This is a genomic window from Mesorhizobium sp. M1143 (assembly GCF_040318435.1).
GTDB lineage: Bacteria > Pseudomonadota > Alphaproteobacteria > Rhizobiales > Rhizobiaceae > Mesorhizobium.
Genome location: NZ_JAMYMJ010000063.1, coordinates 1 through 26126 on the forward strand (window position 1 = coordinate 1; position 26126 = coordinate 26126).

Sequence of the window (26126 nt, forward strand, 5' to 3'; positions counted from 1 at the left end):
CCCCCCCCCGCCCTCCGGCGTGGGGGGCTGTCTCTTGTTTAATCATAACCTCGTCCTGGCCCCGCGGCGCGCCCGCTCCCCCCCCCCCCCCCCCCCGCGGGCGCGGCGGCCCCCGGAGGAGGGGAGGCCGGACGACTGGACGAACCTGCCTCTGCCTTCTCGTCCGCAGATTGCTGAAGCCATGTCGGCGCCGTTGGCCACGGATGACGACACAACTGATTCCGAGCGTCGTCGGCAACCCGAGCTCAGTCGCGTCGAGCAGGTCGTGAAGCCTTCGACCGAGAACGAATTCGAGATCGATCACCTGGATGACGTGGAGGACGAGGTTGCCCGCAACCGTCGACTGACGCGCCTGATGCAGGGCGTTGCGCGGCAGGCGTCGCTCGACCCCGGCGACGGCGTGGATATGTGAGGCTCCCATGGTAAAGCCACCTCGCAAGCAACGCCTGTCCGTCTATCTCGATCCGAAGGTCATGAGCAGGCTGGCCGAACATGCGGCGCGCCGTGATTTTTCACGGTCGCTCGTCGCGGAGGCGGCAATCGAGTCGTTCCTCTCACCCGATGCCGCCGAGCGGCAGGAGGCGGCGATCACCAAGCGGCTTGACCAGCTGGACCGCCGTATGACGCGCCAGGAGCGCGATGTCGCGATTGCCGTGGAGACGCTCGCTGTTTTCGTCCGCTTCTGGCTGGCGACAACGCCGGCTTTGCCCGAGCCCGCGGCACAGGCAGCCCACTCCAAGGCTGGCGAGCGCTATATGCCTTCGTCACCGCGCTCGGCCGGCGCCTGGCGAGAGGTCCAAAGCTTCGGCAGGAGATCTCCGAGGACATCGATGGCGGTCTGGACACACACCAGCCCGGCACGCCCGCGCGCTGAACGGACTGGCGGACCGAGATTTTGCAAGCATCGATATGTCAAGCATATCAAAGTATTGTAACGATATGTTGTCATGGAACTCGCGTTGCCAACCTGTCGGGGGGTTTGGCAGACAAGAGCTAGACAGCCGCAGGGCAGGGTCGCTGATACGGGAACCATGTTGGGCGCGAAATCCGCAATTCAAGATCCGTGATTGCATGAGGGACCACGCCTTTATGAGCTTCTAGAAAAAGCAGCCGTCTGAGCCGAACCAGTTATCTCAGTGGCTAGGCGGTGTCAGGATCTTTTCGTTGAAAATTATAGTCTGTATGCTATAAGGCAAAGGGCGAATGAAAAACCAAAAGCTCACGGTATGGATGGGATCGTCGAAGGATGACCTGCGCGAGTTTCCGGTCGATGTTCGCCGGTTGATGGGTGTCGCAATCAACGACGCCCAGAATGGTGAGGAGCACCCGGCTGTCAAAGCCCTGAAAGGGTTTGGGGGCCGCAGCATCCTCGAGGTGGTCGACGACTTCGACGGAGATACCTACCGCGCCGTCTACACCGTCCGCTTCGCTGGCGTGATCTACGTCCTTCATTGCTTCCAGAAGAAGTCGAAGAGGGGCAGGGAGACACCCAAGCATGAAATCGATCTCGTCACAGTACGATTGAAGGCGGCCGAGGCGCACTATCGTGAAAACTATGGGAAAGGAACAAAGTCATGACGGAAGACATCACCGCCGAAGTGAGCAGCGGCAACGTGTTTGCGGACCTCGGCTTTGACAATCCCGAAGAGGAATTGCTCAAGGCCAAGCTGGCCCGCGAGATCCGCGCCATTATCAAGCGCCGGCGCCTGACCCAGGCGAAGTCGGCTGAACTGCTCGGAATGAAACAGCCCGACGTCTCCGCGATCGCCACAGGGCGAACGGGTAAGTTTTCAATAGACAGGCTGGTTCGCTGTCTGGACCGGCTCGACTACAAGGTCGACGTGGTGGTTCGCCACAAGCCTCGACGGTCAACTCGTGCTGAAGCCGCGTGATCTGACGGCTTTACCGACGAGCGCACAATTGACGGCGAGCGCCGCCCTTGCCTGAAGATCGCCGGCCTTGATCACAGGTCGGCACCGCCAATCTCCTGTATTTGCACGCTACGCCACTACGCCTCGATATAGGTGTTGAAACCACTCGAGATGCGGCTCTCTTAATCATCCCCGTCCAGGGGCCGTCCATGTTCCCCCGGATCGAAACGGGGACAGGATGGCAGCTTCGCCTCACAATTCAGAAGGTCTGGCGCGCGGCGCACGCATGCTGCGCACAGCGCTCGGACCTGCGATCGCGCGCTATCTCGACGACGCCGGCATCGTCGAAGTGATGCTTAATCCCGATGGACGTTTGTGGATCGACCGCCTGACCGAGGGGTTGTCCGACACAGGAGAGCGTTTGTCAGCAGCGGACGGCGAGCGCATCGTTCGCCTCGTCGCTCATCATGTCGGTGCCGAAGTCCATGCCGGCGCCCCACGTGTCTCGGCCGAGCTGCCCGAGACGGGGGAGCGGTTCGAAGGGCTTCTTCCTCCCGTCGTCGCGGCGCCCGCCTTCGCGATCCGCAAGCCCGCCGTCGCCATCTTCACCCTCGAAGATTATGTCGCGACCGGAATCATGTCGGCGCAGCAGGTGGACGCGCTGCGCCAGGGCGTTGCCAACCGCGCGAACATCCTCATTGCAGGCGGCACCTCCACGGGCAAGACCACGCTGATCAACGCGCTGTTGGCCGAGGTGGCCAAGACCGTCGATCGCGTCGTGATCATCGAGGATACGCGGGAACTGCAATGCGCAGCGCCGAATCTCGTGGCGATGCGAACGAAAGACGGTGTCGCGTCGCTCTCCGATCTTGTTCGCTCATCGCTGCGCCTGCGCCCCGACCGCATTCCAGTCGGAGAGGTGCGCGGGGCCGAGGCGCTCGAACTGCTCAAGGCCTGGGGCACCGGCCACCCCGGCGGCCTTGGCACGATCCACGCCGGCAGCGCCATAGGTGCGCTCCGAAGGATGGAGCAGCTGATCCAGGAAGCCGTGGTCACGGTTCCACGCGCGCTGATCGCCGAGACGATCGACCTGGTTGCCGTCCTTTCCGGCCGCGGCTCAGCCCGCCGACTGTCCGAACTCGCCCGTGTCGATGGCCTGAGCCCGGACGGCGATTACCGGGTCGCGCCAGCCGTCCTCGAGGGCGACGACAGCCCGACCTTGCTCATCCAAAGCCCTGAAGGAGAAATTCCATGATCCAACGCCTGCGCCTCGCGCGCCATCGTCTCGCCATGACCGTCTCCGGTGCCACGCTCATCCTGGTGATGGCCGCGCCCGCTTATGCCTCCGGCTCGTCAATGCCGTGGGAACAGCCGCTGCAACAGATCCTCCAATCGATCGAAGGTCCGGTCGCCAAGATCATGGCGGTGATCATTATCATCGTAACCGGCCTGACGCTCGCCTTCGGCGACACGTCTGGCGGCTTCCGCCGGCTCATCCAGATCGTGTTCGGCCTGTCCATCGCTTTCGCGGCGTCGAGCTTCTTCCTGTCGTTCTTCTCGTTCGGCGGCGGAGCGCTGGTCTGATGGCGGGCGCTGTCGAACAGGGCGGCCCAATGCCGGATTATACAGTGCCCGGCTATACGGTCCTTGTACACCGCGCGCTGACGGAGCCGATCCTGCTCGGTGGCGCCCCGCGCGCCATTGCGATCATGAACGGGACGCTCGCGGGCGCCGTGGGGCTGGGGCTGCGTCTGTGGCTCGTCGGCATCGCCATCTGGGCGATCGGCCATGTTGCCGCAGTCTGGGCGGCCAAGCGCGATCCGCTTTTCGCCGACGTCGTTCGCCGGCACCTGCGCATACCCGCGCATCTCACGGTCTAAGCGAGGTCGCACCTATGATGAACCTTGCCGAATATCGCAACCGCAGCAGCCGGCTCGCCGACTTCCTGCCCTGGGCGGCATTGGTCGGCGCTGGAATCGTCCTCAACAAGGACGGCAGCTTCCAGCGCACCGCGCGTTTTCGCGGTCCCGATCTCGACAGCGCCGTGCCGGCCGAACTGGTCGCCGTCGCCGGCCGGCTCAACAATGCCTTCCGCCGCCTCGGCTCCGGCTGGGCGATCTTCGTCGAGGCACAGCGCCATGCCTCGACGCGCTATCCCGACAGCAGCTTTCCGGATGCGGCCTCGACGCTGGTCGATGCGGAGCGCAAGGCGGGCTTCGAGGAGGCCGGCGCGCATTTCGAGTCCAGCTACTTCCTGACGCTCACCTATCTTGCGCCCGCCGAAGACACCGCCCGCGCGGAAAGCTGGCTCTACGAAGGGCGGGAGAAGAAGGGCCTCGACCCCAATGAGGTGCTGACCGGGTTCACTGACCGCAGCGACCGCGTCCTGCGCCTAGTCGAAGCCTTCATGCCGGAGTGCCGCTGGCTCGATGACGCCGAGACGCTGACCTATCTGCATGGCTGCGTCTCGACCAATCGCCACCGTGTCCGCGTTCCCGAAACGCCGATGTATCTCGATGTCCTGCTGGCCGACCAGCCGCTGACCGGCGGGCTTGAGCCGCGGCTTGGCGCGTTGCATCTGCGCATTCTCACGGTCACGGGGTTCCCGACCGCGACCACGCCGGGTCTGCTCGACGAGCTGAACCGGCTGGCCTTCCCGTATCGCTGGTCGACACGCGCGATCCTGCTCGACAAGACTGATGCGACCCGGCTGCTGACAAAGATCCGGCGTCAATGGTTCGCCAAGCGCAAATCGGTCGCCGCGATCCTCAAGGAGGTGATGACCAACGAGGCGTCCGTCCTCGTGGACACCGACGCCGCAAACAAGGCCGCTGATGCCGACATGGCGCTCCAGGAGCTCGGCGCCGACTATGCGGGCATGGCTTATGTCACCGCGACGGTGACTGTTTGGGACGATGATCCTGGCATCGCCGACGAGAAACTGCGCCGGGTCGAAAAGGTCATCCAGGGCCGCGATTTCACGGCAATTATCGAAACCATCAACGCCGTCGACGCCTGGCTCGGCAGCCTGCCGGGTCACGTTTACGCCAACGTCCGTCAACCTCCCATCTCCACCCTCAATCTCGCCCACATCATTCCGCTTTCCGCGGTGTGGGCGGGCGAGGTGCGGGACGAGCATCTTGCAGCGCCCCCTCTGCTTTTCGGCAAGACCGAAGGCTCGACCCCGTTCCGGCTTTCGCTTCATGTCGGCGACGTCGGCCACACGCTGATCGTCGGCCCGACAGGCGCGGGCAAGTCCGTGCTCTTGGCGCTGATGGCGCTGCAGTTCCGCCGCTATGCGGGGTCACAGGTATTTGCCTTCGATTTCGGCGGCTCGATCCGCGCGGCGGCACTCGCCATGGGCGGCGACTGGCATGATCTCGGCGGCGATCTCAGCGATGGAGCGTCCGATAGCGTCAGTCTTCAGCCGTTCGCGCGCATTCACGATGTCCCCGAGCGCGCCTGGGCCGCCGACTGGATCGTGGCGATCCTGACGCGTGAGAATGTGACGATCACGCCTGAGATCAAGGAGCATATCTGGACGGCGTTGAGTTCTCTGGCGTCCGCGCCTGTCGAGGAGCGCACCATCACCGGCCTGGTCGTGCTGCTGCAATCAAACGATCTCAAGCAGGCATTACGTCCCTATTGCGTCGGAGGTCCCTATGGCCGCCTGCTCGATGCCGAGCACGAGCATATCGGATCGGCGTCGGTCCAGGCATTCGAAACCGAGGGGCTGATCGGAACAGGTGCCGCGCCCGCCGTCCTGTCCTATCTCTTCCATCGCATCGAGGACCGGCTCGATGGCTCGCCAACCCTTCTCATCATCGACGAAGGCTGGCTTGTGCTGGACGATGAGGGCTTTGCCGGCCAGCTCCGCGAATGGCTAAAGACGCTGCGCAAGAAGAACGCCAGCGTCATCTTCGCCACGCAGTCGCTCAGCGACATTGACGGCTCGGCAATCGCGCCCGCGATCATCGAGAGCTGCCAGACCCGGCTTCTCCTGCCGAACGAGCGCGCCATCGAGCCGCAGATCACGGCGATCTATCGTCGATTCGGCCTCAACGATCGGCAGATCGAGATCATCGCGCGGGCGATGCCAAAGCGCGACTATTACTGCCAGTCCCGACGCGGCAACCGGCTGTTCGAGCTCGGTCTGTCGGATGTGGCACTCGCGCTCTGCGCTGTATCCGCGAAGACCGACCAGGCCGCGATCGCCAGCATCGTCGCCGAGCATGGCCGCGACGGGTTCCTCGCTGCCTGGCTCACCCACCGTGGCGTCGGCTGGGCCGCTGAACTCGTTCCCGCCCTAACCAGCCCCGCCCTCACCAACAAGGAGAAGTCCCCATGAAACAACGCCGTTCCCTTGGCATGCGGTTCGCCGCCGCACTGCTTGTCGCTCCTGCCGCGCTCTCGCCGATGCTGGCGACGCCGGCACAGGCCTTGATCGTTTTCGATCCCTCGAACTATTCGCAAAACGTCCTGACGGCAGCGCGCTCGCTCGAACAGATCACCAACCAGATCACCTCGCTTCAGAACGAAGCGCAGATGCTCATCAACCAGGCCCGCAATCTCGCGAGCCTGCCGTTCTCCTCTCTGCAACAACTCCAGCAGTCCGTGCAGCGTACGCAGCAACTGCTCGGTCAGGCGCAGAACGTTGCCTATGACGTCCAGCAGATCGATCAGGCTTTCCAGCAGAAATACGGCAACGTCTCGCTGTCGGCTTCGGATCAGCAACTCGTCGCCGACGCGCGCTCGCGCTGGGGCAACACGGTTGGTGGCCTTCAGGACGCTATGCGTGTGCAGGCGGGCGTCGTCGGCAACATCGACACCAATCGCAGTGAGATGTCGGCGTTGGTCGGCCAGAGCCAGGGTGCGACCGGCGCGCTTCAGGCAACACAGGCCGGCAACCAGCTCCTCGCGCTCCAAGTGCAGCAGCTCGCCGATCTCACCGCTGTCGTCGCCGCGAACGGTCGGGCGCAGGCGTTGCAATCGGCCGAACAGGCCACCGCCGTCGACCAGGGCCGAGAGCAGCGCCGGCGCTTCCTGACGCAGGGCTCGGGCTACCAGCCCGGCAGTGCGCAGATGTTCTATGGCAAGAACTGAGGTCGGCGCGATGGAAGGCAAGCTCCTCGCTCGTGTCAGTGCGGTCATCTTCATCGCGGTCGCTTTGACAGTGACCGCGATCGAGATGAGCAGCAAGGACGATGAGCCTGACGCCCTTGGGACACGGGACCGTTCCACCGCGTCACAAGACCCGCTCGCGTTCGAATTGCGCCGCTGTTCCGGGATCGGCGAGGCCGGTCCTCGCGATCCCGGTTGTCTGAAAGCGTGGGCAGAGAGCCGGCGCCGGTTTCTCGCTCCAGGTGACTCGGCAACGGCGCCTGCTGCCGTTGCCCCGAAAACGTTATTCCCTGATGTGCCGGCGTCAGCCGACCGGAAAGGAGGGACGCGGATGGATGTGACCACTCCCGCGATGCAGGTCGAGCCTCCTCGGCCGGAGGCTCGCTGACATGGGCGGCATGGGCGTCATCGACCATTTCCTCGAAGTCTTCACGCGCTACATCGACAGCGGCTTCGGCCTGCTCGGCGGGGAGGTCGGCTTTATCGCCACAACCCTGATCGTCATCGACGTGACGTTGGCTGCGCTCTTCTGGTCCTGGGGTGCGGACGACGACATCATGGCGCGCCTCGTCAAGAAGACCCTATTCGTCGGCGTCTTCGCCTATCTCATCTCCAACTGGAACAATCTCGCCCGCATCGTCTTTGAAAGCTTCGCCGGGCTTGGCCTGAAGGCCTCGGGTACGGGTTTTACCGTCAACGATCTCATGCGCCCGGGCAAGGTGGCGCAGACCGGGCTCGATGCCGGCCGGCCGTTGCTGGACTCGATCTCGAACCTGATGGGCTATTGGTCCTTCTTCGAGAACTTCATCCAGATCGCCTGCATGTTCTTCGCCTGGGCGCTGGTGCTGCTGGCCTTCTTCATCCTGGCAATCCAGCTTTTCGTCACGCTGATCGAATTCAAGCTGACCACGCTCGCCGGTTTCGTGCTCATTCCCTTCGGTCTGTTCGGCAAATCCGCCTTCATGGCCGAGCGGGTGCTTGGCAACGTCATCTCGTCCGGCATCAAGGTGCTGGTGCTCGCCGTCATCATCGGCATCGGCTCAACGCTCTTTTCCGAGTTCACCGCGGGGTTCAGCGGCAACACGCCGTCGATCGACGATGCCATGGCGATCGTGCTGGCCGCGTTGTCGCTGCTCGGCCTTGGCATATTTGGACCTGGCATTGCCAACGGCCTCGTCTCCGGCGGCCCGCAACTCGGCGCGGGTGCTGCGGTCGGCGCTGGGCTCGCCGTCGGAGGCATGGCAGCAGTCGGCACTGCGGCCGGCGGCGCAGTCGTGTCTGGAGGCGCGGCTGTCAGTGGCGGTGCTGCAGCGGCGGCCCGTGGCGGTGCCGCCATGGCGGGCAGGGCGTCCACAGCCTACGGCCTCAGCGCGGCCGGAGAGTCTGGCTTTTCTGGCGTCGCATCCGGGCTCGGCGGTGTCATCAGAGCCGGCGCCCAAGGTGCCATCTCACCGCTCAAGCGTGCGGCCAATAATGCGGCAGGCAGCATGAAGCACAGCTACCAGTCGGGCGCTCGCGCTGCCTTCGAGACGACGGGCGGGTCATCCACGGCTGGCACAATCGGCGCGAACGCGCCCGAAGCCGGCTCCGCACCCGTCGCGTCCTCCGCAACCGAAAGTCAGCCAGCCTGGGCGAAGCGCATGAAGCGCTCGCAACAGATGACCCATGGCGTCCAGGCCGCCGCCCACGCCGTTCGCAGTGGCGACAGCCATGGCGGCGGCTCCTCGATCAACCTCTCTGAAAGTGACTGAGCATGTTCAAACGACCGTCCACGCACTACGGCAAGTCCCCACAACCCGAGACCCCCTACCAACGCGCTGCTCAGCTCTGGGACGAGCGCATCGGTTCGGCTCGCGTGCAGGCGCGCAACTGGCGCACCATGGCCTTCGGTTGCCTGGCGCTCGCCGCGGGGTTCTCGGCCGCGCTCATCTGGCAATCCGCCAAAGGCTCGATCGTGCCTTGGGTGGTGCAGGTCGATCGTCTCGGCCAGGCGCAGGCTGTGGGACCTGCGGTCGGCGACTATCAGCCGAACGATCCGCAGATTGCCTTCTACCTGGCGCACTTCATCGAACAGGTGAGGTCGATCCCCGCCGATCCGGTCATCGTGCGGCAGAACTGGCTGCGCGCCTACGACTTCGCGACGCAGGGCGGGGCGCTGGCTCTCAACGACTATGCGCGCGCCAATGACCCGTTCACCAAGGTCGGCAAGCAGCAGGTCGCCGTCGATGTGTCGTCGGTCATCCGCGCATCGCCGGTGAGCTTCCGAATCGCCTGGGTCGAACGCCGCTATCAGGACGGCTCACTGGCTTCCACGGAGCGCTGGTCCGCCATCCTCACCATTGTCGTCCAGCCCCCGCGCGACGCTGATGCGCTGAGGAAGAACCCGCTTGGAATCTACATCAACGCCATCAACTGGTCGAAGGAGCTTGGACAATGATGCCCGTACTCTGCAAAGCCGCCCCCTGGGGGCGTCCGGTTTTCCTCATCCACGCAATGCCGGCCTTCCGCAAAATGGCCCTTCCAGCGCTTTTGCTTTGCACTTCGGCGCTTGCGGGCTGCGCCACCAGGCAGAAGCCGCCGGAGATTTCCTATGACGATCCGGTCCCGGCCGTGCATGCCGTCGATCCGCCACCGCCCGTCAAGGTGGTGGAGCTGTCGAAGCCGCTGCCGCTTCCAGGCCAGTTGAAGCCGGTCGGCAAGGCCGCAAAGCCCGACCCGGAACCGACCGATCCGACCGCGCGCGTGAACTTGGCCAATGCGGCCGCGCGCGTCCAGCCTGTCCGCAACGGCTTCATCAACTCGATGCAGGTCTATCCATTCGTCGATGGCGCGCTCTATCAGGTCTATGCCTCGCCGGGGCAGATCACCGACATCGCGCTCCAGCCCGGCGAGCAGCTCGTCGGTTCCGGTCCCGTCGCCGCCGGCGACACCGTGCGCTGGATCATCGGCGATACCGAGAGCGGTACGGGCGCGGCCAAGCAGGTCCACATACTCGTCAAGCCGACGCGCGCCGACCTTCTCACCAATCTCGTCATCAATACCGATCGGCGTACCTATCACATGGAACTGCGCTCGACGCCGTCGACCTATATGGCGTCGGTTTCCTGGCAATACCCGCAGGACCAACTCATCGCCTTGCGCAGGCAGAACCAGCAAGCTGAGGCTGCACAGCCGGTCTCGACAGGCATCGATCTTTCTCGCGTCAATTTCCGCTACGAGGTGACGGGCGATCGCGCACCGTGGCGGCCGCTGCGCGCCTTCGACGATGGCAAGCAGGTGTTCATCGAGTTCCCGCGGGGCATCGGCCAGGGTGAGATGCCGCCACTCTTCGTGGTAGGGCCGGAAGGCGACACGTCCGAGCTGGTCAACTATCGCGTGCGCGGCAACTACATGATCGTCGACCGGATGTTTGCCGCCGCCGAGTTGCGCCTCGGCGCCGGCAAGAACCAGAGGCGCGTCCGCGTCTCCCGCACCGATGGGGTAAGGAGCAGTCGATTTTCATGGATGCATGGCCCTGGTGAGACCCCGCCAGCGACGAACCTCCGAACAGGCAGGGGAGGGTCGTCATCATGAGCGACAAAATGGATCCCGGGAAGAAAGAAGGCCGGGGGCCGGCGAATGACGCCCGGCCGGAGGCACCGGTCGAGGATGACGCCCGGCCGTTGACAGGTGAGCCGGCCGCGGCCATGCGGCTGCGCGCCGAGCCGTCGCGCGTGACGCGTCTGTCCCGCAAGGCGTTGGCCGGATTGGGGCTCGCCGCTAGCCTCGCTGTCGGCGGTGCGCTGATTTACGCGCTTCAGAACCGTCAGCAAGGCCAGGGTCAGGAGCTCTATTCAACCGATAATCGTTCGACGCCCGATGGGCTCGCCGGTCTGCCAAAGGACTATACGGGCGTTCCAAAGCTTGGCCCACCGCTTCCCGGCGATCTCGGCCGCCCGATCCTCAACGCGCAGAATGGCGGCCCGGCGAACGGAGCGCCGTCGTCGGGCTCGGTCGGACCGGATCCAGAGGAACAGCGCCGGGAGCAGGAACTGGAGGCGGCGAGGACCGCGCGTCTGTTCGCGTCCACGCAAACGCGGCCCGCTAGTGACGCGACTGTCGCTCGAGCCACGACAGACACCATGCCACAAACCGATCTCGCCAACCTTGGCCTCGCGCCGCAGTCAGCGACGCCCTCGGCGCAAGACCGCCAACTTGCGTTCCTCGACCAGCCGCCTGACAAGCGCACCGTCTCGTCGGATCGTGTTGCGGCGCCGGCGTCGAAAAACGTCCTGCAGGCGGGCGCCGTCATCGCAGCTGCCCTCATCACTGGCATTCGCTCAGACCTGCCCGGTCAGATTACCGCGCAGGTGACGGAGAATGTCTATGACAGCCCCACCGGACATATCCGTCTCATTCCGCAGGGGACGCGCCTCATCGGCCAGTATGACAATGGGGTCGGCTTCGGCCAGCGTCGCGTGTTGCTGGTATGGACCAGGCTGATTTTTCCTGACGGCCGCTCCATCGTTCTGGAACGTGAGCCTGGCGCGGACGCTGAGGGCTATGCCGGTCTCGAGGACGGCGTCGACTATCACTGGGGCGAGTTGTTCAAGGCTGCAGCACTTTCCACGGTTCTGAGCATCGGCGCGCAAGCAGGCTCATCGGGCCAGGAGAGCGACATCATGCGCGCTCTTCGCCAGGGTGCTTCCGACAGCATCAGCCAGACAGGCCAGCAGATCGTCCAGCGGCAGCTCAACATAGCGCCGACGCTCACCATCCGACCGGGATTCCCGGTGCGGGTGATCGTCACACGCGATCTCGTGCTCGAACCTTATGGGGGCTGAAATGGCCAAGCTGAAACTGGGGCCAATCGCTGACGACAAGCCTGTCAAGGTCATGGTGGAACTCCCTGCGGCACTGCACCGTGATCTGACGGCTTATGCCGAGATCCTCGGCCGCGAAGCGGGGCAACGGCCCGCCGATGCGCCGCGCCTCATCGTTGCGATGCTGGAGCGGTTCATTGCGACGGATCGAGGCTTTGCCAGGGCAAAGCGTTCGGAGGGTGGTTAGAGGCTGGACGACTGAAGTCAAACCGGGTCAGTCGCACCTCCCAGTCATGGCGTGACTTCAGAAATCGCGCCGCGGCGTCCCGAACTTCCTCCATTGACAGGGGTAGGCCCGGGTCGCGTTGCGGCCACCAGGTTTCTTGCGGTCCCAACCAGGCGCAGAAGCGCACGCTTTGGGTTCGATTCCAGCCACACCGCCTTAATCGAACTGATGCTGTGCTGACCGTCGATGGGTTTCCATACTGTAGCGTCGATGGCGACTGTCCTGGCAAAACCTTCGCCCGCCAGAGTAACGCCTTGACCGAGTTGCACCTTGAGGATGACCGTCGCTTCGCTCGCGCGACATATTTGAATAGCGGGGCCACCACCTGCGGCAATCTTTTCCAACAAAACCGGATCCAGCGGCGATCCGACCGAAACCAGCAGGCAGGTATCTGCAAGATCTGCCCATGTGACCGCAGACCTTTCAGCAAGCGGATGGTAACAGGGCAGGAGAATGAACAAGCGCTCGTGTCCAAATAGCTCGCTGCGGCATAAGGCGCCGTTCTCGAGCCCGTGCGTGAACACGATGTCAAGGCGCCGGCGACGTATTGCCGCCAGACACTGATCATGGGGAACGTCCTCGATGGCGATGCTCACGTCCGGATGCAAGCCGCGAAATCGATCGACAAGCCGCGCCACGAACGCCCGTCCTATCTGACCGCACAACCCTATCTTGACTGTTTTGGCATCCTGGTCGCCAGGACCACCTCCGGCCATGGCATCTTGCAACCCTTCATAATGAGCCCGGACGAGGTTAGTCCAGGCCCGGCCTGCTTCGGTCAGCCGAACGCCATGGACGTCGCGGTCAAACAACTGCATGTCCAGCAATTGTTCGAGAGCAACGATGTTGCGGCTGACACAGGATTCCCTCACCCTGAGAACTCTTGCGGCCTGCCTGAGGCTGCCATGGTCGACAGCCGCGAAGACATGGTCCAAACGACGCAACGTGTTGTTGACCTGTCTCAAGGCACAGGAGCCTATTCCTGCGCGGCGGCGACGCTAACCGGCAGGGTCGGATACAAGCTGGTTTCGTAGACGTACTCGTGCGGAATGGCCGGAGCGGCCATCTGGGAAAGGTATCGGTTCAGGTTTTCCTCGCTATTGCTCGCCGCGAGACTACAGAAATTTCCGCTGTTCCAGGTCAGGGCGCAGTAGCTGAAATGCGCGCGTATGGCGTCAGCCATCTTTGCCAAAGTCACCTCATTGCCGAACATCGTATTCAGAACGAGGGTTTGCTTTTTCTCGATTTCGTCTGGGGGAAAATAGCGCGCCTTGAAGCCGAAATCCTTCTGGTATTCGCGACGCCTGTAGTCCGGCTCCTCGGTTGCCCGGAACTTCTCGACGAAGACGAAGATTCCGTCCGGCTTGAGGTGCTGTGTCACGAACTCGATCTGTCCCACTCTGTTCGGCGAGTACATCTGAAAGGTCGTATCTTCCAGAATGATATCGAAACCGTGGGCGAAATTTGCCAGTCGCGGATCCGAGCCCAGGACGTCCTTTGTCAAATGATGGAAGGGACCAATGAAAAAGTCGGCGTGCGGTGGTTGGCCATAAGCCATGAAGCATTTGTAATTCTCCGCGTTCGGGCTGCACGACAGTGAGCGTACCTGCCCATCGGACAGTTCCGACAGTGTCCTCGCCATCGTGCCTTCCGCTGTTCCAAGGCTATATAGCGAAAGCGGACCACCACGATGCCGTGCGTATTTCAGCACTGCGTAGGCCATCCGGCACTCTTCCTCTAATCTGTAGGGAATGCTGCCGTGATAGTGCTGGTCGAAAAAACCTTGTCGTGCCGCATGCAGGCTGACCAAGCCGTGCAGCAGTTCATCGCTCGGCAGAAGGCGGGCGTCCGCGACGGGCTTGCGGATTGGCATCCCGCTCTTGCCAGCGGCGGTCGCGGCGAAAAAGCCGGCTAGTCGGTTGATCCGTGGGCCAGCGTCGCACTCAGCCAGAAAGTCGTCGAGTCCACGCATCGCAGTATGCCTCCAGCACCGTTCCGTTGGTGAGATGCCGATACGTCGATAGGGGAAATGCCACTAAGATAAGTGGGGTCTAATATTTCGCCTGGCTCAAGTATTGGCTGAGCCAACTCGTAGGCCTGCCGGATACAGACGGCTTTCGCTCGTTTGCCATTTTTTCGCTAAAGTCACATCTTCTACCAATCCAGAGTTATTTGCGCGTTGTTCAGCAACCAATGGTTCGCCACATCATGCGACGACTGGCCACTCGCCAGTAAGGAGGCTGTGGATACGTGAATACTCTTGCCCTCGACCCGACCGAGAATCGCCGCTCACGGCACCAATCCCTTGCCCACAAGTATGAGAGTTGGGGGAGCGTGCGGGCGGACGTAGTCAAAAGAACCGGGCTTGAGCGTCAGGAGACAAGGCTCCTCCAGCCAAACCATGTGTTCTTGATGAACCTGAAGGGCACGGCGTCCCGCGGAGAAGACATTGTGGATGGGCGCCGGATTGCCTTTTTGCCGCGCCGGGCCGGTTCGATAATCTTCATGCCGGCCGGCAGTGATTGGAATGGATGGGACGAGGGGGAAGCGACCGCTTCCTATCTCCTGGTCTCGATTGAAAAAGGGTTCGCCGACGAGGTGTTTGCGGGAATGGCTCGCCATCGCCCGGCAGTGCTGCCGCCTTCGATCGGGTTTCGGGACGGCACTGCAGAGTTGGCGTTGCAGAGGATTGCTTTGGAGCTCAAGCAGCCTGACCCCATCAGCGCAACCATGGTGGAGTGCCAGGCCACGCAATTGCTCGGCCAAATGTTAAGGTTGAACGGCGTCCATCAGGAGCCGGCAAAAGGCGGTTTGTCATCGTTCGATCTCAAGCGGGCAGTGGACATGATCGAGACGTTGTCGGACGGCAGACCTACGCTGGCCGATCTGGCAAAAGAAATTGGGGTTAGCCGGTTCCATTTCTGGAGGGCCTTCAAGCAGTCGACAGGCATGACGCCGCACGCATTCATTGCGCAGCGACGGTTGGAGCAGTCCGCGGACATGCTGCGATCGACCAATCTGTCGGCGACGGAAATCGCGATGGAATGTGGTTTCGGCAGCTCCAGCCATTTCGCGACCGCCTTTAAGCGGGCTTTCGGTGCGGGCCCGACGGAATTTCGTCGTAAGTGGCGAATCTAGGTCGCCGCTTGTTGTTCTCAGCAAGTATCGGAAAACCCCAACATCACAGTAAAGCAGGCTTGGCGGAAGAAGGTATCCATCGGCGGTCAGCTCGGATACGCCGCTCATGTCAAACCTGGTTCGAAATCATCATGCCAAAGGGCGGGCCGGCCGGTCCAATCCGTGCCTCGGATTCCTGGCCAGCACGCTATCGGCGGCCGTTGCCCGAAACGGCTTCTACATCGCCTCCGCCTGGATTGTCGTCGAGCGAGGATACGGAACCGCCGGCGTCGCGACGTTCCTTGCGATCGTCAGCGTTGTCGAATTCATCGCGAGCCCTTTGGCCGGCGTAGCGGCGGATCGATTTGACAGGCGGTGCTTGAACGTTGCGGCAGACCTCAGCCGCTTTCTCGTTATGCTGGCTACCGCTTGCGCGCTCCTCTACATGGACGTGTTTCTGATCATCTGTCTGTCAGCGGCCCTCTTTTCGTTTTGCGACCGTGTCGCCCTTACGAGCTCTCAATCAATGATCCCCGTGATAGCTGACGGCCGCGATCTTGTAGCCTCGAATTCCGCCGTCTTCTTCGTCATGCAGGTCGGCAATCTCGGCGCAGCTCTGCTTGCAGGGGCTTTGCTGCATGAGCGCTCCCCAGCCCTACCATTCACCGTTCTTGCTGCTTTCTTCCTGTTTTCAGCGGGTTGCCTAGCCTTGATGCGGCTGCAACCGGTTTCGCTCGATGTCCGCACCGCCAAAATCTCGGCAGCCCAAATCGATCTGAGCCTGCGCCGTCTCATTGTCGTCTACGCGCTTCTCTATACAAGCGCGGTGCTTGTCAGCGTCGTGGGATCTAGCTTCGTCCAGGAGCAGAAGGGTACTGCCGTGGATTTCGGCTACCTCGAGGCTGCATGGTCGGCGGGCTCACTGATCGGTGCGGTCTCTCTATTCCGGATTGAAAGATCGATGAGCACTCATGCGCTCCATCTCATGCTTTTGGGCTTAACGGCGCTGGTACTCATGGCGCTGGCATTTCTGCCCACGCCCTGGACAGTGATCCTTTTTGCCGCGCTCGGATTTATATACAATCTTGGACGCGTCAGCGTTGAAGTCACATTGCAGACGCGTGTGTCGGATTATCTGTTGGGCCGGGCAAAAGGCATCATGCATAGTGTGGCCGTGGTGCTCGGATTACTCGTGTTCGGCATCGCCGCCGCAGTAGGAAATCGAGCATTTCCTTCGACGATTTTCTTCAGCTTTGGCGTAGCGCTCCTCATCAGTGTTTCGTGTTTGAGCGTCAGTGTCGTTCAGACGCAAGAAAAAGGTGAATCGTGAGGTGGAAGAGCTAACAGCAGGCGTAGATGCGAAACAGGCAGTCCTGGGGTCGCTGACGGCACTCTACCCCTGGATGAGCCCATACCATTCCCGGCCGATCCGCGATTATGCGTTTCGCCTGTTTACGGCGCCGGCTTCGGTTCCCATGCCAGAAATCCGGCTCCGAGCCTTCACCAAACTACTCGACATCATCAGGAAGGCAGCGACACGAAACGGGTTGTCTGCCGATACCGCCTCAGAAATCTGCAGGGATTTCGAAAGGCGCCGCGTGTTGCAGACAGGCCCTCATTTGTTTCTCCTCATGGAGCCAGAAGCCTATTACACGCATATCTTCAGCCTCCTTGGTCTCTCGGCGCACGGGTGTTCGACCTACGTTTCCTACGCCGTTTCGACGGTGAATCTCGTCGAAAAGCCACGCAAGGGGCCAGGCTGGCTCACCGTTGACGGGAAGCCGGTCAACGTCTTTGGCCTGAGCCGAAGCCGGATGATCGGGTACAGCCTGCTAGCCGGGCGGGGACCCTATAAGTTCGAGTTGTTACCGACGGAACCAAACACTGGGGGCGACGCGCTCACGCTGCTTCGTGCCCTTCTGCCGAAGACGCAATTCGAGCGGCCCGCGCATGCCATCAAGGCAGCCAATCTTACGCTTTGGCCAAAAATGTTCGGAGGCCACTTTTCCTTCCTGCAGATCGACGACGAGGACATCGCCGACCTGGTGGCCGACCATCTGTCGGACGAAAATTCCTGGCTACACATGAGACTGCTGGAAGACCCGAAGTTCGCCTCCAATATCCTTGCCGGCCTCGACGCGATCGCGTCCGGCCCCTGGAGTGGCTGGCTCGCGCGCGGTACCGATTTCTTCTGGTTCTATGAAAATGGCAAACGCCTTCCGCTGCGTCTGGTCGCCGGAGAACTCATCGATCCCGCGACCGGTATGAAGGTGGCGTGCTTCACAGCCCCCGATATCCTTGAGCGGCTGGCAAATCGCAGCCTTGTCCCGAATCTCCTGCTGATGTTTCTGGTTTTGTCGATCCTGCCCGGCGTGCGCGCGCTTGGAGGCAGCTATCAGCCGATCTATTACCCCCTGATGCGCTATGTCGTCTCCCGGGCGCTCGAGGCCACAGGCGTGGATGAAGATCTTCAGCAGGCTCTCGCAAGCGACGACGTACCGGGTGCTTGGGGACATCGGGTAATTGAGTGTGATGATGATCCGCTCGAGGTATTCCTGAAGGGCAGGAACGGCGCGATGAGTGATCTCATCGGCCGTTTGGGCGACATTTCCTTCGCCGAGGCTTGTGGAAGCATGAAAGGCTTCGTGACAGACCCGTCGTGGAATGAACTTCACAGCCGACTGCGGCAGGGGTTGGTCACGCCGTCCGATGCGGAATGGGCCTTTTCCTGAAATGTTTTATGCGCTTCCGCAACTGGCATGCGTGTGCCGGTTTGCGAACGGTTGCTTCGCGCCTGATTTCGGTCGTTCGGGACGCGCTGACGGTTTCCTGAAAAGGTGCCTGTCCGTTCAGCCTATTGTCTGGCGAGGAGATCGGCACAATTCGGCATCCGCCATCGTAGCCGTAATTCGTCATCTCTCACCGGGTTGACAATCGCTCCTCAGGCGCCATGCTGCAGTGCAACATGGCTAGCTACGAAACCAGCATCATCAAGTCGTCGCGCATCGTATGCCTGGACGGGCTTCGCGCGCTTGCGGCGATCTGGGTGCTGGTCGGGCACTGCCTGCTTTTGACCGGCTGGCAAATTCCGATCGTCGGCGAGCCGGATCTCGGCGTCGACCTGTTCATCATGCTGTCCGGCTTCCTGATGGTGTTCCACTATCAGCTGCGCCAGGAAAAGGAGCCTTGGCAAAGATCGGCAACCTGGCTCAAATTCTGGACGCGCCGCTATTTCAGGATCGCGCCGCTGTTCTATGTCATGCTTTTCCTGGCGCTGGCGCTTGGCCCCTATCTCTACGATTGCAGGATCATCATCGACGATTTCCTCTCCAGATCGCACCAGGCGCCGGAACGCTACCTCGACGGCAGCCTGAAAAACATCGTTGCCCATCTCACGTTCCTGTTTGGGCTGGTGCCGGACCTCGCCTATCGCACGCCGCTGCCTGACTGGAGCCTGGGGCTGGAGATGCAGTTCTATGCCGTGTTCCCGGCCGTCATGCTGCTGGTGCGCAGGCTGGACTGGATCAGGAGCGCCCTTGTGGTCGCGGCGGCCGGCTGCGTCATCGTGTTTGCGATGCGGCTGTTGTCGATCCATTTTCCGATGCCGTCCTTTCTGCCGCTGAAGATACAGATATTCCTGTGCGGGATGCTGCTGGCCGGAGTCGTGCATCAGAGCCGACCGAGGCCGTTCCTCTATCTGGCATTGGCCATGCTTTTGGCGGCGCTGCCCTTTGGCGGCGACCAGGGGCTGGGCAAGCTTCTGGTGCGTGAAGCGCTTGTGGCGGGCTTCTTTGCGCTGGTTCTCTACCGCATGCTGCCTGGAAGGGCGGGAATGTTGGCGCGAGCGATCGCCGTGACGCTCAGCAACCGGTTCTTCCACCTGATGGGCGAGCTTTCCTTCAGCATCTACCTGAGCCATCTGCTGGTGCTGCAGCCCGTCGCGGCGTTCGTCATCAGTGAGTTCGGCCACGAACTGTCGGCGCCGCTGCGCTTCGCCATCGTCGTTGCCGTTGTGCTGCCGACGGTGACGTTGCTGTCCTGGATCACCTACACTCTGATCGAGGTCCCCGGCCAGAAGGCGGGCCGCTTCGTTGTCCAGCGCTTTGGCCGGAAAATTGCGCCGGTGCTCGAGAAGACCCCGGCGGAGTAGGGCGCCAAGCGCGGCGCATAACCACTGACGTTGCCTGCTCCCCCTGAGGGCGTTAGTAGCCCGCAACCGGAACATCACATGTGCTGGTGCATTGCTAGTGAACGCCAATTCGACTGGGGCGCAAAATGCATCGCGCGATCACAAATGCATGGGCAATGGTGCGAGAAGCCGTCGTTGGGTTCGTCAACGACAATGCTCTCAGCCATGGCGCGGCAATCGCTTTTTATGCCACAACATCGTTGGCGCCAATTCTGCTCATCGTGGTTGCAATTGCGGGTCTCGCATTCGGTCACGAGGCAGCCCAAGCGGCATTGTCCGCCCAAATCACAGGGATGATGGGTACAGAAAGCGCAAATATCCTGCAAACCGCACTGAAGAGCGCATCCGAAAAGCCATCCGGCGGCACCTGGGCGGCGGTGATTGGCATCATCACCTTGCTTGTGAGCGCTTCCGGGGTCTTCGGCGAAATACAGCAGTCCTTGAACATGATATGGAAGGTCGAAGCGCAGGGCAGTTCGTTGTCGCGCCTGGTGCGCGCACGTGCGGTAAGTCTGGGACTGGTCACCGCACTTGGCTTCATGTTGCTCGTCTCTCTAGTCGCGAGCGCGGCGATTTCGGCCCTAGGCAACCTCATCAACGCACAGCTGCCGTTCGGGACACTTGTCCTGGCCGTTATCAACGCGGTCGTTTCTTTTGTCCTCCTAGCAGCTATTTTCGCCGCTATCTTCAAGATCTTGCCTGATCGAACCCTGGAATGGCGGGATGTCTGGATTGGCGCGGTTGTAACCGCTGCCCTGTTCACGCTCGGGAAATCGCTTATCGGTTGGTATATAGGCTCCAGCGCGGTCGCGGCCTCATATGGGGCCGCCGGTGGGCTGCTTGTCATCCTGCTGTGGGCTTACTACTCGGCGGAAATTTTTCTTTTTGGTGCGGAAATCACTCGCGCCTATTCCATTCGACACGGCAGCAGGTCCGATCTGGACGCTGTGCTTCACAGTGCTTGACTTGCAACATACGCCACTAACGATGAAATCGACTAGGCGCGCGGCGCGCCGGCTGGCTGCCTTCGCGACGCCACCCGCATCATCACCCGTCGGCGCCGACCGCATCACCGAGCAGGGCACGCGAGCTGGATACGGTCGACGCCATATGATGAGTGCACGGGTCGCTGGTGGGTCAAACCATCGCGGTCACAGTTTGAGTTGGTTGGGAAGACGCGGTTCAGCGGCGACGCGGACGGCGCTTGCGTATCGGCTTTGATCTCGCGCGCCTGCCGTCCGGCGCCTTCTTGGCGGCAGCGGAGCGGTATAGGTTCATGAGGTCAATCAGGAGCCGAACAATGGCAATTGCAGTTGCAGCATCGAGCCAGCCCGCAATGCTGTTGAGCATCGGGATTGTTCTCCAAGCTTACGACGTGAAAGCGGTCGAAGGACCTTGGCGGCAGTGCAACTCTTCGCCTAGGCAGGGAGTGCCACCTAATCGTTGTGGCACTCAGTTGCCAGCCACCATGACATGAAAAAGGCCTCCGAAGGAGGCCTTTGGATGGTGTGAGCGAGAATCTCCACCAAACAAATTATCCCACATTTTATGCATGCAGCGCAAGCCATTCGGCTTGGCCAAGGCGCGCTTGGCGACCTTGATGTTTGGCACCGTGACCGTCACCCCCGCTCTTCAGCCGCAGCCGATGGTCGCTGTCGGCACTTTCAGCTGCGGCAATGCGATGTCATTGTTGGCGCCATGAAACCAGCGCTTCACGTCGCTTCCGCGAAATGGGATGCTTGCAAGCACCAAGCGCAAGCTCATCAGCCAGAGGGTGTAATGGACTGAGCGGGCGTTCTCATATTGTGAAACGCCGAACGGATCCCGGGTCCCTGGAAGAGCGGCAGCAAACGTCAGAGAGCCGCACTTCCAGGGAGGCTGGATCAATAGTCGTTGTTGTAATAGCGATCATCGCAAGGCGCCGTGTAGATCCGGCCGCGGCGGTCCTGGTAACGGCAAAGCTGTTCGCCGCGGCGCTGCGGCGTGGTCGACTGGCCGATGACGGCGCCGAGCAAGGCGCCGCCGGCGGCACCCACGACCGTGCTTTCGGTGTTGCCGCCCAGTGCCTGGCCGGCGAGGGCGCCGACACCGCCGCCAATGAGTGCGCCTGTGGTTGCCCTCTGCTGCTGTTCGGTCTGGGTCGCGCAGCCTGCAAGTGCTGCAGTCATGAGCACGGCGGCAATGGTTTGTCTGATGATCATCTTGGAACTCCTTTGGAGCCCCAAACGCGGATCGGGGCGAATGGTTGCCAGTTGCTGGCGCATTGCGGCCAAACGGCGGCACGCCCGCTCACGAAATGAGACGTGGTTTCTCGGGCCTTGAAGACAATGGTTGCCAAAGCGGAAACGGCTTTCGCGAACAGGTCGGTAACGCCTCGGTTTGAATCGCATATCGATCTATCTGGTCGAGGACATCTTCGGGAATGGTGACGTTGACGCGCACCACCTTTGTGGTTCGGCTTTGAGCGCTACCAGGACGGCGACCCGGCTGAGATTGTCATTGTTCGAGATGACATCTTCCAGGGATGATGGCTCGGGAATGGCTTCGCCATCCTCGACAAGGCCTTCGAGATGGAAGGCCAGGGCCTCTTCGGCCATGGCGCGGGCGTCGTCGAGGCTGGTGCCGGCGGTGACCACGCCCGGAAAATCGGGAAAGGATACGCCGAAGTCGCTGTCCGCTTGCTTGTGGATCAATCCGATATAGTGACGCACGGGTCGGTTCCCCCAAGGAGCGGCTTCGAGGCTCGATCAGACTATCGAGCCATTCGACACAAACTGTCGAGGTATTCCTAATGGGACCGTAGGAAGCTGCCTAGTAGGTTGGGCATGCCCCAGGCAGACATTGCCTGGGCAACGGTCAAGAGTGTGGGGAAAGTGCCAAAGTTAGATGGCGGGCACCAGACTGTGCCTAGAGTTCGCGCCGCGCAGTACGTGCGCATGTCGACGGAACACCAGACCTACTCGATCGACAACCAAGCGGATGCCATTCGCGACTATGCCGATATCATGGCTTACGACATTGTCGCCACTTACGAGGACCTCGGTCGCAGCGGTTTAAACCTTGGAGGGCGCCCCGGTCTTCAGAAGCTGTTGGCCGATGTCGAAAGTGGGCGAGCCGATTTTGAGACGGTTGTGGTCTATGATGTAAGCCGGTGGGGGCGTTTTCAGAACATTGATGAAAGCGCAGCCTACGAATACCGATGCCAGATGGCCGGCGTGCGTATCGAATTTTGCGCCGAGCAATTCGCAAACGACGGCAGCATCGGGTCAGACGTCCTCAAAGCAATCAAACGGAGCATGGCTGCCGAGCAGAGCAGAATGCTCTCGCAAAAAGTCTTCATCGGCCAGGCAAGGTTGATCCGGCTGGGCTTCCGGCAGGGCGGGAAGGCCGGCTTTGGCCTGCGGCGCCTGCTTGTCGATCAACACGGCCGCTCAAAATGCATCCTTTCATCCCACGAATACAAGAGCCAGCAGACGGATCGAATAGTTCTGGTGCTCGGCCCGCCTGACGAGATTGCGACAGTGAAGTGGATCTTCAGTCACTTTGTCAGAACACGCAAGACAGAGCTGGAGATGGCAAGACTGCTCAACAAACGCGGCGTGCTCAGCGATTTGGGGCGACCATGGACGCGGGAATCCGTGCACTCGGTGCTGACCAACGAAAATTACATTGGCAACAGCGTCTGGAACAAGCATTCGGCCCGGCTGAGAAGCCATCAAGTCCGCAATCCCCCGGAACAGTGGGTGCGGGTGGAAAACGTCCTGGAGCCGATCGTCGACCGCAAACTGTTCGATCGGGCGCAGATCGTGCTCAAGACCATCTATCGCCACATGACCAACAACGAGATGCTGGCCGCTCTTAGGGCACTACTGGCTCGCCGTGGCGCCTTGTCGTTGGCCCTGATCGACGCGGATCCCGGATGCCCGCCGGCCCAACGCTACCAGTGGCGTTTTGGAACCATTGTCAAAGCCTATGAACTGATCGGATACGAGCCATCCAAAAACTACCGCTTCATCGGCGTGAACCGGCACCTGGAATCAATGAGGCTGCAGATTATCCGGGATCTTGTGGGCGCGATTGATAGGCAGGGCGGGGTTGCTGCCCATGATATGGCGATGGACCTCCTGCGGATAAAGGAGGAGATCACGATGGCGATTACAATGGCCCGATGCAGGGTTTCCGGCTTCGGCTATCCACGCTGGTTTTCGAAGGCCGATAAACGGCCACTACCCGACATTTTCGTCCTGATCCGTATGAATCCGGGCGACCTGACCATTCGGGACTATTTGATTGCGCCTGCCCACGAGATCGCGGGTAAATCGGAACTGCATGCCATCAATGGGATACCGCTGGACAGCTATATTTTTCCCACGCTCGACCCGATTATCAGGTTAGCAGAGCGAGAGCCTGTCGGAGGCGTGGCTTGGTAGTCAAGCGCTTAGCCAAGGACGCCGCCTACCGTGCGTTGGAAAACGGTGGCGACAGACATGCGAGCAATATTGTTGCTGGCGCATTAGGGTCCAAGAAGAGGCTTCGTTCACACGAATTTTTGGCGACCTACGATACGGAATGCAAACGCATGCGCGATTTCGTCACGCAAGCGGCAAAGTCTGAACAGAGCCTAGACCGGATAGTAGCGGCGCTCCACCTGATGATGCGCGACAAGCAATTCTGCGCCACGCTGGTGTCCGAGGGCTTCAGGACAATGCCAAGCCTACTGGCACATAGGTTGCGTGGCGCGACCCGCGAGCCGCAAATGTTCTGCTCTCCCGGAAAACCCGCTTCCGAGACAGGCGAGAACCGGAAAGCCGTTAACGGAATTTGCCCTGATGTCCTCGACCTGCTTCGGGACGCGCCGGTAAAAACAAAAATCTTCGGGTTGCTCCAGAAGGTGCTGCCAGCCAGGCAATTGGAGATTGCCCGGCTGATGGTGGCGATGGACCGGGTCAGGATCACCTACGCGAGACTACTCGTCGCTCTGACACCGCAAGCCCTGCTGGTCGAGGGTTTTAATCTCTCAACGATCACCACACAAGCGGAAGACCAGCGCGGCGCGATGGTGCTCGATGTCGGCGCGGTAAGCCTTGCGGTTCTCAGCGCCGCGGAACGTCATGGCCAGGTGGGCCTGGAGCTTGTCGCAGCCAACCGCTTTTTCGACCGGTTGATGGATAATTCCAGAGTGGTGCGGTATCTCGCCCGGACCTTTCCGGGGCATTTTGAAGAGTTTCACAGCTTCTCGATGCCATGCCTCGAACAGGGGCGCTAGATGGTCGGACGTCAACTCCTATAGAAACCGATCGCCGTCGCCGGGATGCAAACAACAGAACCAATGTGACTTCTGTCCAGGCCTCGAAAAGCCAAACCCGCCGAGCTTGCCGCAGCCAGAATGCTCGCAAAGCGATTTTCGATCGGCTCTCGGCCGCGCGGAATCGCTGTCATCCCTTCGGCAAGCCGGCTCGGTTCGTCGCTCATAACGGGTTGATCGGCCCGACCAGGCCGGGATGGTCGTTGGGCAACTTGTTGACGGCGCTCGTGTTCACCTCACGTCCAACGCGGTTGAACTGCAGCTGACAAGGTCGATGTCGTGGCTGAGAACGTCCTTGAGGCTGTCCTTGGGCGTCGCCGGGTCCAGCCAGGCGTCATAGTAGGCCGGGTCGAGAATGAGAGGCTGCCGATCATGCAACTGCTTCATCGGTTCTCCGGCAGGCTCGGTGATGATGGTGCAGCTGGTTATGTCGAGATTGGAATTGTAAGCCCAAAGCCCGGCGAACGAGAAAGGCGCGTGGCCTGGCTGGTAGATGTGCCAAGGGTCTTTCTTGCCGTCGGCTGGCGATATCGTCCACTCGTAGAAGCCATCGGCAGGGATCAGGCAGCGCTTGGACTTGTAGGCGTCGCGGAAGGCGGGCGCTGTATCGATGCCCTCAATCCTCGCATTGAACATAGCCGCCTTGGGCATTTCCTTTGCCCAGAAAGGGACCAGCCACCAGCGCCCTTCACGGAGCCTGTGATTGCCATCCTCACCGGCAGTGACGAATGGGACATCCTGAGTCGGCGCGATGTTGTACCGGGGCTCGTCGTTGCGGCCCGTCTCCGCCGGCGCAGTCAGGCGGTAGAGCCGGTGGATTTCCGACCACGACAGATATTTGGTGTAACGTCCGCACATCGCTCTGCCTCAGTTGCGCAGGAGTTCAGGCACGCTGAGCGGGCCAAGGTCGGAATTCTCCTATACTCGTCGCTGCGGCGCCAGACGCCGCGTATCTTGGCGGCGGTGACCGATGATTGCGGTTGTGTGCGTCAAGTTCTGCAAAATGGGGCAGCCATGATGCTGGTCATGCGGCTTGGCGCAGAGCGAGCTTCTTGTGCTCGCGCAGGTCGTCCATATTGATGTATCGGTAGGCCTCCATCCAGTTTTCATTGGTCTCGACGGCCAACGCCCTGACCAGGCGCAGGCAGCTTTCGGTATTGGGGAAGATGCGCACGACATAGGTGCGCCGGCGGATTTCCTCGTTGAGCCGCTCCAGCATGTTGGTGGATTTGAGATGCTTGTGGTGCTGTCTCGGCAGCCTGAAGAAGGTCAGGGTTTGTTCGATGGCATCCTCGGCCCAGCCTGTCAGGCGCGGATAGCGTGCCGACCATTTGGCAAGCCATGCGGCAAGATCAGCCCTGGCCTCTGCGAGATCGCGCCGGTCGTAGAGCCAGCGCAATTCCTGCAGGCAGTCGTCGCCGTGCTTCCTCGGCAG

The 26126-nt window shown here is 61.4% G+C and carries 26 protein-coding genes and 2 pseudogenes; 22 read left to right on the forward strand and 6 right to left on the reverse strand.

The genetic code is table 11. From position 1 onward, the window contains the following. Positions 1-181: 181 nt before the first annotated feature. From NKH35_RS27515 to NKH35_RS27585, 15 genes and pseudogenes are all read left to right on the forward strand, one after another. Positions 182-412 (forward strand): hypothetical protein, encoded by a 231-nt coding sequence (locus NKH35_RS27515; RefSeq protein WP_352559099.1) that lies wholly within the window; start codon positions 182-184, stop codon positions 410-412. Between the two features lie 7 nt (positions 413-419). Further along, a pseudogene (locus NKH35_RS27520) lies at positions 420-874 on the forward strand (ribbon-helix-helix domain-containing protein). Between the two features lie 356 nt (positions 875-1230). After that, on the forward strand, positions 1231-1578 hold the full coding sequence (locus NKH35_RS27525; RefSeq protein ID WP_031203332.1) for a type II toxin-antitoxin system RelE/ParE family toxin: 348 nt from the start codon (positions 1231-1233) through the stop codon (positions 1576-1578). Beyond that, positions 1575-1892: a helix-turn-helix domain-containing protein gene (locus NKH35_RS27530; protein WP_006338687.1), complete on the forward strand. Its 318-nt coding sequence runs from the start codon at positions 1575-1577 to the stop codon at positions 1890-1892. Before NKH35_RS27525 ends, NKH35_RS27530 begins: the two co-directional genes overlap by 4 nt. 217 nt (positions 1893-2109) lie before the next feature. Further along, positions 2110-3126 carry a P-type conjugative transfer ATPase TrbB gene (gene trbB / locus NKH35_RS27535; RefSeq protein WP_352917050.1) on the forward strand — a complete coding sequence of 339 codons (1017 nt, stop codon included), beginning with the start codon at positions 2110-2112 and terminating at the stop codon, positions 3124-3126. After that, positions 3123-3455, forward strand: a complete 333-nt coding sequence (locus tag NKH35_RS27540) for a TrbC/VirB2 family type IV secretion system protein (RefSeq protein WP_023673516.1) — start codon at positions 3123-3125, stop codon at positions 3453-3455. The genes trbB and NKH35_RS27540 overlap by 4 nt, the downstream gene beginning before the upstream one ends. Continuing rightward, positions 3455-3751, forward strand: coding sequence for a VirB3 family type IV secretion system protein (locus NKH35_RS27545; protein ID WP_023673515.1), 297 nt, complete (start codon positions 3455-3457; stop codon positions 3749-3751). Before NKH35_RS27540 ends, NKH35_RS27545 begins: the two co-directional genes overlap by 1 nt. Positions 3752-3765: 14 nt before the next feature. Continuing rightward, positions 3766-6219: a conjugal transfer protein TrbE gene (gene trbE / locus NKH35_RS27550; protein WP_286456769.1), complete on the forward strand. Its 2454-nt coding sequence runs from the start codon at positions 3766-3768 to the stop codon at positions 6217-6219. Beyond that, on the forward strand, positions 6216-6974 hold the full coding sequence (gene trbJ / locus NKH35_RS27555; RefSeq protein ID WP_023697516.1) for a P-type conjugative transfer protein TrbJ: 759 nt from the start codon (positions 6216-6218) through the stop codon (positions 6972-6974). The genes trbE and trbJ overlap by 4 nt, the downstream gene beginning before the upstream one ends. 10 nt (positions 6975-6984) lie before the next feature. After that, entirely contained in the window at positions 6985-7380 is a 396-nt protein-coding gene (trbK-alt, locus tag NKH35_RS27560) for a putative entry exclusion protein TrbK-alt (protein ID WP_023697517.1), read from the forward strand. Position 7381: 1 nt separating this feature from the next. Further along, positions 7382-8743: a P-type conjugative transfer protein TrbL gene (gene trbL, locus NKH35_RS27565; RefSeq protein WP_023690476.1), complete on the forward strand. Its 1362-nt coding sequence runs from the start codon at positions 7382-7384 to the stop codon at positions 8741-8743. Between the two features lie 2 nt (positions 8744-8745). After that, a complete protein-coding gene (gene trbF / locus NKH35_RS27570; protein ID WP_023697518.1) occupies positions 8746-9429 on the forward strand; it encodes a conjugal transfer protein TrbF in 684 nt (227 codons plus the stop codon). After that, on the forward strand, positions 9426-10565 hold the full coding sequence (trbG, locus tag NKH35_RS27575) for a P-type conjugative transfer protein TrbG (RefSeq protein ID WP_023697519.1): 1140 nt from the start codon (positions 9426-9428) through the stop codon (positions 10563-10565). Before trbF ends, trbG begins: the two co-directional genes overlap by 4 nt. Further along, entirely contained in the window at positions 10562-11815 is a 1254-nt protein-coding gene (locus NKH35_RS27580; protein WP_352713247.1) for a TraB/TrbI/VirB10 family type IV secretion system protein, read from the forward strand. Before trbG ends, NKH35_RS27580 begins: the two co-directional genes overlap by 4 nt. A 1-nt stretch (position 11816) precedes the next feature. Further along, on the forward strand, positions 11817-12041 hold the full coding sequence (locus tag NKH35_RS27585; protein WP_023673788.1) for a DUF2274 domain-containing protein: 225 nt from the start codon (positions 11817-11819) through the stop codon (positions 12039-12041). 44 nt (positions 12042-12085) lie between these two features. Here NKH35_RS27585 and NKH35_RS27590 read toward each other — a convergent pair whose 3' ends face one another. Then, positions 12086-13045, reverse strand: a complete 960-nt coding sequence (locus tag NKH35_RS27590) for a LysR family transcriptional regulator (protein ID WP_084013102.1) — start codon at positions 13043-13045, stop codon at positions 12086-12088. 11 nt (positions 13046-13056) lie between these two features. Next, positions 13057-14052, reverse strand: a complete 996-nt coding sequence (locus tag NKH35_RS27595; RefSeq protein ID WP_352498912.1) for a class I SAM-dependent methyltransferase — start codon at positions 14050-14052, stop codon at positions 13057-13059. A 440-nt stretch (positions 14053-14492) separates the two neighbouring features. Here NKH35_RS27595 and NKH35_RS27600 point away from each other — a divergent pair, with 440 nt between their 5' ends. From NKH35_RS27600 to NKH35_RS27620, 5 genes are all read left to right on the forward strand, one after another. Next, positions 14493-15218 (forward strand): helix-turn-helix transcriptional regulator, encoded by a 726-nt coding sequence (locus NKH35_RS27600; protein WP_286456774.1) that lies wholly within the window; start codon positions 14493-14495, stop codon positions 15216-15218. Between the two features lie 106 nt (positions 15219-15324). After that, positions 15325-16527 (forward strand): MFS transporter, encoded by a 1203-nt coding sequence (locus tag NKH35_RS27605; RefSeq protein ID WP_023806978.1) that lies wholly within the window; start codon positions 15325-15327, stop codon positions 16525-16527. After that, positions 16493-17929, forward strand: a complete 1437-nt coding sequence (locus NKH35_RS27610) for a hypothetical protein (protein ID WP_156941087.1) — start codon at positions 16493-16495, stop codon at positions 17927-17929. The genes NKH35_RS27605 and NKH35_RS27610 overlap by 35 nt, the downstream gene beginning before the upstream one ends. Positions 17930-18162: 233 nt before the next feature. Continuing rightward, positions 18163-19347 (forward strand): acyltransferase family protein, encoded by a 1185-nt coding sequence (locus NKH35_RS27615; protein WP_031203341.1) that lies wholly within the window; start codon positions 18163-18165, stop codon positions 19345-19347. A gap of 125 nt (positions 19348-19472) precedes the next feature. Then, positions 19473-20351, forward strand: a complete 879-nt coding sequence (locus NKH35_RS27620; protein WP_023830230.1) for a YihY/virulence factor BrkB family protein — start codon at positions 19473-19475, stop codon at positions 20349-20351. Positions 20352-21269: 918 nt separating this feature from the next. On the opposite strand, the gene NKH35_RS27625 is transcribed toward NKH35_RS27620, so the two are convergent. Both NKH35_RS27625 and NKH35_RS27630 read right to left on the reverse strand, forming a co-directional pair. Next, positions 21270-21587, reverse strand: coding sequence for a YMGG-like glycine zipper-containing protein (locus NKH35_RS27625; protein WP_023690487.1), 318 nt, complete (start codon positions 21585-21587; stop codon positions 21270-21272). A gap of 184 nt (positions 21588-21771) precedes the next feature. Beyond that, positions 21772-22097: pseudogene (locus NKH35_RS27630) on the reverse strand (type II toxin-antitoxin system HicB family antitoxin); the annotation flags it as partial. Between the two features lie 114 nt (positions 22098-22211). Here NKH35_RS27630 and NKH35_RS27635 point away from each other — a divergent pair. Together NKH35_RS27635 and NKH35_RS27640 are read left to right on the forward strand one after the other, a co-directional pair. Beyond that, the gene (locus NKH35_RS27635) at positions 22212-23816 is read left to right on the forward strand and encodes a recombinase family protein (RefSeq protein ID WP_352917052.1); all 1605 of its coding nucleotides are present in this window, start codon (positions 22212-22214) and stop codon (positions 23814-23816) included. Beyond that, on the forward strand, positions 23810-24652 hold the full coding sequence (locus NKH35_RS27640) for a plasmid partitioning protein RepB C-terminal domain-containing protein (protein ID WP_023731574.1): 843 nt from the start codon (positions 23810-23812) through the stop codon (positions 24650-24652). Before NKH35_RS27635 ends, NKH35_RS27640 begins: the two co-directional genes overlap by 7 nt. Before the next feature lie 270 nt (positions 24653-24922). Here NKH35_RS27640 and NKH35_RS27645 read toward each other — a convergent pair whose 3' ends face one another. Further along, positions 24923-25549 carry an SOS response-associated peptidase gene (locus tag NKH35_RS27645; RefSeq protein WP_352917054.1) on the reverse strand — a complete coding sequence of 209 codons (627 nt, stop codon included), beginning with the start codon at positions 25547-25549 and terminating at the stop codon, positions 24923-24925. A gap of 166 nt (positions 25550-25715) precedes the next feature. Further along, positions 25716-26126, reverse strand: a 411-nt coding sequence (locus tag NKH35_RS27650; protein ID WP_352917056.1) for a transposase, incomplete at its 5' end; no start/stop codon positions are given.